Genomic DNA, 9,843 nt, shown 5'->3' on the forward strand with positions numbered 1-9,843 from the left:
GACACACCCACCACGCAGCCACCACACACCCATCACGTGCCGAACGCGCCCACCCTGCGTACGCACCCGCCTGACCCCCCCCCACACCCCCCCCCCCCCGGGGGGGGGGGCGGCCGGCCCGGCCCCCCCCCGCCCGGGGGGGCCCGCGTACGACCACCGGGCGGGCCGGTCGCGCCCGCCACCCGCTGCTTCCGCGGTGCGCCCCGGATGCGGGCCCGGTCACTCCTGTGCGGGCGGCGACCGCTTCGGCGTCCTGGGCGCCGCGCTACGGATGCGGTGTCATCGCTGCTTCCGCGGCTGGGGTGGCTGCCGCCGTGTCGGTGGCTTCCGTGCCACCCGTGGCTTCCGCGGCGTCCGTGGCACCGGCGGCAGCCGCGGCATCAACCGTTTCGGGAGCCCCTGCCGCTTCGGCCGTCCCCGCCGCTTCCGTCGGGACGTGGCGCAGCATCAGCAGGGCGACCGCAGCGGTGACGAGTGCGAGGCCGGCGCCGACGGCGGCGGTGGCGTGGAAGCCGCTGGTGAACGCGGTGCGCGCGGCTCGCAGGAGTTGTTCGGCCAGCGGCTGGGGCAGGGTCTCGGCCGCCGATGCGGCGCTGCCCACCGAGTCCCTTGCGGTGTGCGCGGTCTCCGCGGAGAGCCCGGCCGGCAGGGCGTCGTCCAACTCCGCGCGGTAGATCGCGACGCTGACGGAGCCGGTGACCGCGATGCCGAGGGCCAGGCCAAGGTCGTAGGCGGTCTGGCCGGCGCCCGATGCCGCGCCTGCCTTCTCTGCGGGTGCGGCGCCCATGGCGAGCCCCGTACCGAGCACGCTGACGGGCGCGACGCCGAACATCACGAGCGTCGAGCCCAGCGCGGAGCCCCACACCCCGCTGTCGCCCTCGCCGGCCACGGCGATCAGCCAGAAGCCCGGCACGGTCAGGACGACGCCGACGGCGATCACGTACGCCGGGCGGACGCGGCGGGTCAGCAGCGGGGTGAGTTGCGAGCCGACCACCAGCCCCGCCGCGCTGGGCAGCAGCCACAGCCCTGCGGCGAGCGGGCTCAGCTCGCTGACGTTGAGCAGGAACTGGGGCACCAGGTATTCGATGCTGTTGAGCGCCATCATGCCGAGCAGCAGCGTCAGCAGTGCGCCGGTGAAGGCGCGGTCGCCGAAGAGCCGCAGGTCGATCAGGGGCGTCGGCAGGCGGTGTTGCCTGCGTACGAAGAGGAGTGCGAAGCCGGCGCCGACCAGCACGGGCAGCGCGTGGGCCGGCGCCACGCCCGATTCGGCGGCCTTCTTCACCCCGTACACGACCGGCAGTACGGCCAGCAGGAAGAGCAGCACGCTCGGCAGGTCGAAGCGGCCGGGGTGGGGGGCGCGGTACTCCGGTACGAGGAGCAGCACGGCCGGCAGCGACAGGGCGACGACCGGCACGCCGATCAGGAACACCGAGCCCCACCACCAGTGTTGGAGCAGGATGCCGCCGATGACGGGGCCGACGGCGATGCCCGTCGACAGGGCGGTGACCCACAGGGCGATGGCGCGGGTGCGCTGGCGCGGGTCGGTGAACAGGTGGGTGATCAGCGAGAGCGTCGACGGCAGCACCGCGGCGCCGGCCACGCCGAGCACGGCCCGGGCGGCGATGAGCGTCTCCGGGTTACTGGCGTAGGCCGCGATGAGGGAGGCAGCGGCGATGCCGAGGCAGCCGAACACGAGGAGCCTGCGGCGGCCGATGCGGTCCCCCAACGCGCCCATGACCAGCAGGAATCCGCAGGTCATAAAGCCGTAGGCATCCGTGATCCAGAGCAGTTGGGAACTCGATGGGCCCAGGTCGGCCGCGAGGTCGGGGGTGGCCAGCCATAGCACGCCGAGGTCGGCGGTCATCAGGGTGACCGGCAGCAGCAGGGCGGCGAGTCCCACCCAGGGCGATGGGGTGCGGTTAGCCACGTCGGGCCGCCCACCCGGCGTGCGGCATCGACTGCCTGCCGGCGCGTCCGCCTCGTCCCTGGGGCGCCGTGGTTTGAAGGTGTCTCATGGTCCCCAGTCAACGGGCCGTTCGCTGGCTTGTGGATGGCTGCTTCTCCGGTGGAGATGTCTGTGCGTCTAGAATTGCCGCCGTGGATGACGCGCTTTCCCGACTGCTGCACGATGTCCGCCCGCACGGGGTGTTACTCGACGAGTCCGTCCTCAACCCGCCGTGGTCGCTGCGGTTCGCCGAGGGGGCCCCGCTGAATCTGGTGGTGGCGCTGCGCGGGGCGGCCTGGGTGACGCCGGAGGGTGGCGCGCCGGTGCGGCTGCCCACCGCTTCCGTGGTCATCGTGCGCGGCCCCGAGCCGTACGCCATCGCCGACGGTCCGGACACCGCGCCGCTGGCCGTCGTGCACGGGGCGGGCCGGTGCACCACACCCGACGGCAGGTCCACAGTGGACGGGCCGCTGCCGATGTGTGGTGAGGAGGCCCGTCCGGAGGGCGCCACCGTGCTACTCAAGGCCACCTACCAGGTGCGCGGCAGCGTCACCGAGCGGGTGTTGGCCGCGTTGCCGCGGATCGCGCTGGTGCCGGCGCCGTCCGAGGGTTGTCCCACCTTCGACATGATCAGCCGCGAGTTGCGCCGGGACGCCCCCGGGCAGCAGGTCGTGTTGGACCGGCTGCTCGACCTGCTGCTCGTGGCCAGTCTGCGGGAGTGGTTCGAGCTCTCGGACACGCACACGCCGACCTGGTACCGGGCCCACCGCGATCCGGTGATCGGCCCCGTGCTGCGGCTGATGCACGACGATCCGGCCCGGCCGTGGACGGTGGCCGGCCTCGCGGCCGAGGCCAGCACCTCGCGCGCCAGCTTCGCACAGCGCTTCACCGAACTCGTCGGGCAGCCGCCGATGACGTATCTGACGGAGTGGCGCATCCGCACCGCCGCCGACCTGCTGACGCGTACGGGGGACACGGTGGAGGCGGTGGCGCGCCGGGTGGGTTACTCCAATGCGTACGCGTTGAGCGTCGCCTTCAAGCGCACCCTTGGGGTCCGCCCGAGCGAGCACCGCGCGCGCTCCCGCGGCGGCGCGGGTGCAGCGGGGTCGGCAGGCTCGGCCGGCGCAGTGGGAGTGGCCGGTGCGGTGGGGGTGGCCGGCGCGGTGGGGGTGCCTGGCTTGGTTGCTGCCTCGCGGGTGGGCGCCTGACGGGCGAGGGGGCGCCCGGCCCGGCCTCGCGTGGAGGTGACGGACCGGGCGGGTCGCTCGGCTTGGGTGGGTCGGCTTGGGTGGGTCGGCTCGGCTTGGGCGGGTGAGTCGGTGGGTGAGTGGCCGTGGTGACGGGCGCGTACGGGGTCAGTGGCGGCCGGAGGCGGGGGCGGGGAGCAGGATCGAGGAGTCGGGTTCGCCGTCGACCGCGAACCCGCCGGTGGTGCAGCGCCGTTCCAGGTCGACGAGGGTGACCCGGCCGGTGTCCAGTTCGCTGACGTAGGCGAGGGGGCGGTGCGGGTGGAGGGAGAGCGCCGACGGCACTCCGGCCAGCGCGATCGTCGCCACCGGACGCAGGGCCGGGTCGAGCAGGGTGAGGGTGCGCCGGACGATGTCGGTGACCAACAGCAGCCCAGGCGCGGCGGGGCCGGCCGCGTAGACGCGCAGCGGGTCGCCACCCGCCGTGTCGTACGAACCGGTCACGGCAAGGGTCGTGGCGTCCAGCGCGACCACCGTGCCGTTGCCGCGCACCCCGACGTACAGGGTGCGGCCGTCGGCGGACAGGCAGCAGCCTTCGGGCCGCGGTCCCGGTGTGGCCACCACCGGCGGCGCCGTCGGGTCGTGCGGGTGGAGGAGGCTGACGGTGCCGGAGTCGAGCCCGGTGACGTACGCCCGCTCGCCGTCGGGGCTGACGGTGAGCAGATGGGTCTTGGCGCCGCCGGTCGGCAGAGTGCGGGAGGGCGCGGTGGCGGTGCGCGGCTCGTCGTAACCCAGAAGGACCGCATCGGTCTCGGGCAGGGCGTAGAGGCGGTCGTGCCGGTCGATGGCGAGCCCGTGGATACGGCGGAACGGATCGGTCGACAGCGTGCGCACCAACTGCCGGGCGCGCAGGTCGACCATCCACACGCCGGTGCCACCGGGTCCGGGATCGGCGGACATGCGGACGCCGTAGTGCCCGACGTAGGCGTAGCGGCGGGCGGAGTCCGCGACCACCTCGTGCGGGTAGCGCTCCAACGGTATGCGGGCCAGCAGTTCGCCAGACGCGGTGTCGTGGAAGGCGAGGGCGTGGCCGCTCTTCTGGACTACCGCCAGCACGTCCCCGGTGGGTGTGGTGTGGCGACGGGCCGGGCGGCTGGTCGGTCTGGTGGGGGTGGCGGGGGCCGCTGCGGGCCCGATGGCGTGGGCCGGCCAGGAAGCGAGGGCCACGGCGCCGGCGGCCAGGCCACCGCCGAGCAGGGCGCGCCGGGCGAGCCTGGCGCTGCCGGTTCGTTCCCGTGCGGCAGGTGGGGATGCGGCGGGTGTCGTCTGTGGTGCGTGGGGGGTGTCGGTAGCCGCCTGGGGGTTCGGTCGCATGCTGGTTCCGATCTGGGTGGGTGACGTGGGGTCAGGATCGGGGCCGGTGATGCCCGTGGTGCGGTTCCCTCAGGGGGACGCCGGTTCGGCGTCCTCGCGTTGCGTGGGAGCGGGAAGCGGATGTCAGGAACGGCGGGTGGCGTAGCGCGGGTCGATGTGGCCGAGCCAGGCGTCCTGGTCGTCGGCCAGCGGGTGGGTGAGGGGCAGCGGTTGGAAGCGGCAGGCGAACACGAGGCCGGCATCGCCCCCGCCACCGCGCACCCGGTGTGTCCACGCGTCGGGTGCGGTGGCCGGCGCTTGGAGGTGGAAGTACGTGGTGCGGCGCGGCTGTTGGGTATCGGGGTGGGGCTTGTCCTCCACCGTGAGCGGTTGGCGGACGGTGGCACCGTCAAGGCCGGTTTCCTCGGCCACCTCCCGGAGCACGGCAGCGGCCAGCGACTCCCCCGGCAGCACACCGCCGGCCGGTACCTGGGTGCCGGCCGCTGCCATGCCGACGTGGCCGAACACCAGGAGTTCGGGGGTGCCGCGCTGCCGCAGCACGTATCCGGCCACCCGGATGCGAGGTAGTGTCACCCCGCAATTCTGCGCCGTAAGCCACGGAGTATGCGCAGCGCACCAGCAATGCCCCAGCGGTGCACGACTCGGGAGGACCATCCGACCGGTCCCGGCGGGCCACCCCGGCCGGCCACCCGTGAACCAGCCACACACCGCCGCGGGCCGGTTGACCAGCGCATTCGACGTCCCGCCCGGCTGCGGCAAGGAGCGTGGACCGGCGCCCCGCGACCCGCGTACGAGACAGGCACCCGCAGTGGACGGGGTGGTGCGGGCAGCGGAGCTGGGGGGCCGGGTGGGGTGGGGTTGGACGGAGCAGAGTGAAGTGGGTGGGCGGGAGCCGACCAGTGGTGGGTCGGCTGAGCGGTGACCCGCCCCCTCCGCATCGTACGAGGCCATCGCACGGGTGGTCGTACGAGGTCACCGCACGGGTGTGGGGCGGTCCGGCAGGGGCGTCGACCGGGTGGGGTGGCGAGGGACTGGCGTGCGGGGTGACGGGTGGGAGGTGGCTGGCGCGGCCGGACCTGGCGCGCGGGTGGACAGCCACCCGAACCGGTGATGCCGAACAGGTGCGTGGCTTCCGAGATGTGACGTGCTCACACCCTGTCTGGTGGGTGGCACAACCCTCGTCCGAACGCCGCCAAACCCGCAGTACGCAGGGCAGATGCGCGCACGGCGGGCCCGTGCGGGAGCGCTGACAGGTCGGTCAAGTAACCTCACTCCCCAGCCTGGGACATGCAAACAGGGGCGCACAACGGGCTTTCATGAGTAGCATCCAGGGCCAACAACCCCCAAAGCACAGGAGAACGTGTGTCAGCCCAGAGTCGGAAGAGCGCGACCCCTGCCACCTTCAACCCGTCCGCCTCGGTGGAGTCCGTGTTGCGGCACATGGACGAGCAGCGCGCGGAGCTGGTCGACCAACTCGCCGAGCTCCAGAACCGACTGGAGCAGTTGGACTCGTCAAAGGCCCTCCTGCTCACCTACATCGGCTCGTCCGGCGGTGCGCCGCAGGCGCCGGAGGGTTCCGCTGAGAAGGCCGATGAGCCGGAGGCTGCTGCGGCCACCGCGACCGTGCCGGGTGCGCGGCGCGCCGCGTCGTCCACCGGTCGGCGCACCGGGACGCGCACGGCGCGTTCGGGCGCGACGGGTCGGGGCAAGTCGCGGAAGAAGTCCCCTGCACCGAAGGCCGGTTCGACGGGGCGGGGTCGGCGCGGCCAGGTGATCGTGGACTACCTGGCCGAGCACGGCGAGCCGCGGTCGGCGACCGAGGTGACCGCCACGTTGCAGGAGCGCCACCCGGAGGAGGAGTGGAGCCGGGCCGGGGTGCGCGAGAGCCTGGAGCACCTGGTTTCGAAGAACCAGGCGCAGCGCACCACCCAGGGCCGCTCGGTGTTCTACTCGGTCGCCGCAGGCGATGCCGCCGTGGCCGACGCCACCGTGGACAACGACGCCGACTCGGCGGGCGATGCCTCGGCGGACGCGACGGCCACGTCCTGACCCGCCGGCGGCCCAGCCGCGACCACACCAGCGCAGCGAGAGAGCTGACATCTCGCTCGCTGCGCTGGTGTGTAGGTGGTTGGTGGAGCGGCGGTCACGACCGCTGGTGAGGCTTGGCCGTGCCGGTGGGTGTGGGTCAGGCGAGCAGCGAGCAGCCGAAGTCGCGACGCGAGGTGACATGACCGCGACCGGCGTTCGGTGGCCGGCGGCCGAGTCCGCTGAGTGGCGCACCGGCCGGCCGGCGGGCGCTCGGCCCGTCCGGGGCGTGCCCTGTCGCCGCAACCCGGTCGGTGGGGCCGGTGGCCGGCGTCGCCGCGTACCGCGGGGCGCCGGGCCGACCGGTTGCCTCACCACTCCCGTGGCGCGATCAGCTCCTCGACGTCCGCGCCCGGGAACCCGTACGTCTTGGCGACGAACCAGAAGTCCTCAGCTATCTCTTCCCGCGCCGTCGTCTCGATCTCGCTGTCCGCCTCGTCGAACTCCGCCTCCAGGGCGTTGAACTCCTCCGTCGCCGCGTGCGTCAGCACGTACAACGCCGGCAGGTCGGCCGGCCGCTCCGTCTCGATCCGCTCGCACAGCCGCAGCAGGATCGCCTTGCCCTTGTCGACCAGGTGGTCGGGGAAGTACTCGTCCTCGTACAACCCGTGCAGGAACGGGTGCTGGGCAGCCTGGGGGTGGGCGATGGCCATGTCGTACTCCTGTTGCAGCCTCGGGTGAATCTGACACCGCCATCGTGCACCCCACCACTGACAATCGGCGGCACGTCCGGGCCCCGCGGGCCCCGTCAGGTCACGGGATGCGGGCGACGGCCCCGTACCCGATGCCGGAGCGGGCCGGCAGGGTGTCGCTGTCGGGGCGCCAGTCGGGCATGAGCACCAGGCCCGGGTCGACCATCTCCAGGCCGTCGAAGAACTGGCCGATCTGCTCCCGGTTGCGCAGCGTGAAGGGGATGACGCCGGGTTGCTCGTTGTACTGCTGCTCGGAGGCGACGACCGCGTCCGACGTGGGGGCCGAGTGGCCGATGATGAGGTGGCTGCCGGTGGGTACGGCGGCCACGAACTCCCGCACCAGCCGGTAGACCTCGGCGTGGTCCTCGATCAGCCCCAGGCTGTCGGAGAAGATCAGCGCGATCGGCTGGGTGAAGTCCAGGGTCTCGGCGGCCAGGCGCAGCACGTCGGCGGTGTCGCGCATGTCCGCGATGAAGCAGGCGGTGCGGCCCTCCGGGGTGCTGTCCAGATACGCCTGCTGGTACATGCTCACCATCAGGTCGTTGTCGACGTAGACGACGCGGGCGTCGGGCTGGTGCCGCTGGGCTATCTGGTGGACGTTGGGCTCGGCGGGCAGCCCCGCGCCCAGGTCGAGGAACTGGCGCACCCCGGCCTCGCGGGCGGCCCAGCGCACGGTGCGCCACAGGAACTCCCGGCCGGCCAGGGCGATTTCGCTCACCTCGGGGAGCTGTGCGATGACCGCCTCGGCCGCTTGCCGGTCCGCCGGGTACCAGTACTTGCCGCCGAGCATGTAGTTCCAGAACCGCGCCGGGTGTGCCACGGTCGGGTCCACTCCGGTGGGCGGGTGCGGGCGTCCGGCGGGTGTGACGTGGTTGGTCATCGGTAGTGCTCCTTCAAAGGGTCGTTGGGGCGATGAGGTCGGGCAGCGGGGCCTTGCGGAAGCCCGCCGCGGCCGAGGCGGCGTCCAGCCGTTGGCGCCAGGTGGCGACCTGCTCGGGCGCCTCGATGATGGTGGTGCCGCCGGGCAGGTCGAGCAGGATCTGGTCACCGATCTCGTCCACGTCGAGCCGGAGCAGCCGGACCGGCGGTGCGCCGGTCATCGGATGCCAGCCGGCCGTCAGCGGCAGGATCTGGAAGGTCACCCTGGGGCGCGTCATGGTGCGCTCCAGGGCCTGGTGCTGGGCGCGCATCACCTCGGGCGGGCCGATGGCGGTGTACAGGGCGGCGGCCGAGACGACGGCCCAGAGCCTGGCCTGGCGCCGGCGCAGCCGCTGTTGGCGTTCGGCGACCAGTTCCACCGCCAGGTCGAGCTCGTCCGCGGTGTGGTCGGGGTTGCGGGCGCGGTAGAGGGCGGCGGTGTACTCGGGGATCTGGAGCAGGTCGGGGACGAGGCCGGGGTGCCAGATGCGGACCAGGGACGCGGCGCTCTCCAGCGCGACCCACTCCTGGTAGTCGCGGGTCATCACGGGCCGGTAGCGCTGGTGCCACCAGCCTGGCCTGGCGGCCGTCGCCGCCTGCTCCACCAGGCGTTCGCGCTCGGTGAGCGGGATTCCGTACAGGGTCAGGAGTTGTTCGATGAGCCCGAGGTCGATGGAGGTCTTGGCCTCTTCGAGGCGCCAGACGGTGGTGTGGGCGACGCCGGCCGCCTCGGCCGCCTGGGCGACGCTGCGGCCGACCTCCTCCCGCACTCTGCGCAGCCGTTTCGCCACCACGCGGTGTTCCAGCGTGGGGCTGGGTCGTGGCCGCTGCGGCACATCTTCCTCCCCGTTCCGGGTCGCCGCCGCCCCTGGGAAGGGAGGCGCTCAGGAGTACGAGATTCCTGATTGACACATATTGCCAAGCGTGCAAACTGCGCGCATGGTGAGAGTATGAGCTATCGCTTACCAGAGGAACCCCCTCCACGACACCCCGGCCAGGCCGCCGGCGCGTGCCGTCGCTGGATACCCGCGGAGCCCATGGGGCCGGCCATCGCCCGCCGGCAGGTCAGGGCGGCGCTGGAGACCTGGGGGTCGGACGAGCGCACCATCGAGCATGCGGCGCTCCTGGTCAGCGAGTTGGTCACCAATGCGGTGGAACACGGCAGGCAACGTGGCCGGTTGCACATGGTGTGGTGTCATGTCCGCCGCACGTCGGACGGCATCCGGCTGGGCGTCTGGGGTCCGCCGGGTGACACGGTGCCGCGTGCGCGCCGCCCGCTGGAGGACGCCGGGGACCTGACCGCGCTGGCGGAGTCGGGCCGTGGGTTGCTCATCGTGGACGCGTTGGCGAAGCGGTGGGGCACTCGCCGCGGGCGGGTCAGCCGTGAGGTGTGGGCGCTGCTCCCCGAGCCGGAAGGGGTCCGCTCGTGACGGACCCCCGCGCCGCCGAGGTGGAGCGCGCGACCCGGGACCTGTGCGACGCGCTGGAGCGCCTTGAGGCGCTGGGGCAGGCGCCGTACCCGGTGGGTGATCCCAGTGGCCGCGGCCGGCCCCCCGCCCACGCCCGCGGGGGGGCGCGGGGCCACCAGCACCCCCCGGACTCCCGGGTCAGGTCACCCCCGCGCCGCGCACCCCGCGACCCC

At 73.2% G+C, this 9,843-nt stretch carries 10 protein-coding genes; 4 read left to right on the forward strand and 6 right to left on the reverse strand.

Annotated elements, in window-relative coordinates; translation table 11 throughout:
• Positions 1-265: 265 nt before the first annotated feature.
• Positions 266-1,927: an MFS transporter gene (locus AAHZ94_RS20580; protein ID WP_349994449.1), complete on the reverse strand. Its 1,662-nt coding sequence runs from the start codon at positions 1,925-1,927 to the stop codon at positions 266-268.
• 170 nt (positions 1,928-2,097) lie between these two features.
• Between AAHZ94_RS20580 and AAHZ94_RS20585 the strand changes: the two genes are divergently transcribed.
• The gene (locus AAHZ94_RS20585; RefSeq protein ID WP_349994450.1) at positions 2,098-3,153 is read left to right on the forward strand and encodes an AraC family transcriptional regulator; all 1,056 of its coding nucleotides are present in this window, start codon (positions 2,098-2,100) and stop codon (positions 3,151-3,153) included.
• A gap of 147 nt (positions 3,154-3,300) precedes the next feature.
• On the opposite strand, the gene AAHZ94_RS20590 is transcribed toward AAHZ94_RS20585, so the two are convergent.
• Together AAHZ94_RS20590 and AAHZ94_RS20595 are read right to left on the reverse strand one after the other, a co-directional pair.
• Positions 3,301-4,506 (reverse strand): YncE family protein, encoded by a 1,206-nt coding sequence (locus AAHZ94_RS20590; RefSeq protein ID WP_349994451.1) that lies wholly within the window; start codon positions 4,504-4,506, stop codon positions 3,301-3,303.
• 123 nt (positions 4,507-4,629) lie between these two features.
• The gene (locus AAHZ94_RS20595; RefSeq protein ID WP_349994452.1) at positions 4,630-5,079 is read right to left on the reverse strand and encodes an NUDIX hydrolase; all 450 of its coding nucleotides are present in this window, start codon (positions 5,077-5,079) and stop codon (positions 4,630-4,632) included.
• Positions 5,080-5,868: 789 nt separating this feature from the next.
• Here AAHZ94_RS20595 and AAHZ94_RS20600 point away from each other — a divergent pair.
• A complete protein-coding gene (locus tag AAHZ94_RS20600) occupies positions 5,869-6,555 on the forward strand; it encodes a BlaI/MecI/CopY family transcriptional regulator (protein WP_349994453.1) in 687 nt (228 codons plus the stop codon).
• Positions 6,556-6,902: 347 nt separating this feature from the next.
• Here AAHZ94_RS20600 and AAHZ94_RS20605 read toward each other — a convergent pair whose 3' ends face one another.
• The 3 genes from AAHZ94_RS20605 to AAHZ94_RS20615 form a co-directional block, all read right to left on the reverse strand.
• Positions 6,903-7,244 carry a DUF5713 family protein gene (locus AAHZ94_RS20605; RefSeq protein WP_349994454.1) on the reverse strand — a complete coding sequence of 114 codons (342 nt, stop codon included), beginning with the start codon at positions 7,242-7,244 and terminating at the stop codon, positions 6,903-6,905.
• Between the two features lie 100 nt (positions 7,245-7,344).
• Positions 7,345-8,163, reverse strand: a complete 819-nt coding sequence (locus tag AAHZ94_RS20610; protein WP_349994455.1) for an SAM-dependent methyltransferase — start codon at positions 8,161-8,163, stop codon at positions 7,345-7,347.
• 13 nt (positions 8,164-8,176) lie between these two features.
• Entirely contained in the window at positions 8,177-8,995 is an 819-nt protein-coding gene (locus tag AAHZ94_RS20615; protein ID WP_349994456.1) for a DUF5753 domain-containing protein, read from the reverse strand.
• 243 nt (positions 8,996-9,238) lie between these two features.
• Between AAHZ94_RS20615 and AAHZ94_RS20620 the strand changes: the two genes are divergently transcribed.
• Both AAHZ94_RS20620 and AAHZ94_RS20625 read left to right on the forward strand, forming a co-directional pair.
• Complete coding sequence (locus tag AAHZ94_RS20620; RefSeq protein WP_349994457.1) at positions 9,239-9,631, forward strand: ATP-binding protein; 393 nt, start codon at positions 9,239-9,241, stop codon at positions 9,629-9,631.
• On the forward strand, positions 9,628-9,843 hold a 216-nt coding region (locus AAHZ94_RS20625), incomplete at its 3' end, for a hypothetical protein (protein WP_349994458.1). The genes AAHZ94_RS20620 and AAHZ94_RS20625, both read left to right, overlap by 4 nt.

Origin of the sequence: Streptomyces sp. HSW2009 (genome assembly GCF_040240285.1) — a bacterium.
Lineage (GTDB): Bacteria > Actinomycetota > Actinomycetes > Streptomycetales > Streptomycetaceae > Streptomyces.

What these genes read in the sequence shown, in the direction of transcription:
- AAHZ94_RS20610 (WP_349994455.1), bottom strand. Translation starts at nt 8,163, where the DNA reads ATGACCAACCACGTCACACCCGCCGGACGCCCGCACCCGCCCACCGGA.
- AAHZ94_RS20590 (WP_349994451.1), bottom strand. Translation starts at nt 4,506, where the DNA reads ATGCGACCGAACCCCCAGGCGGCTACCGACACCCCCCACGCACCACAG.
- AAHZ94_RS20620 (WP_349994457.1), top strand. Translation starts at nt 9,239, where the DNA reads ATGGGGCCGGCCATCGCCCGCCGGCAGGTCAGGGCGGCGCTGGAGACC.
- AAHZ94_RS20605 (WP_349994454.1), bottom strand. Translation starts at nt 7,244, where the DNA reads ATGGCCATCGCCCACCCCCAGGCTGCCCAGCACCCGTTCCTGCACGGG.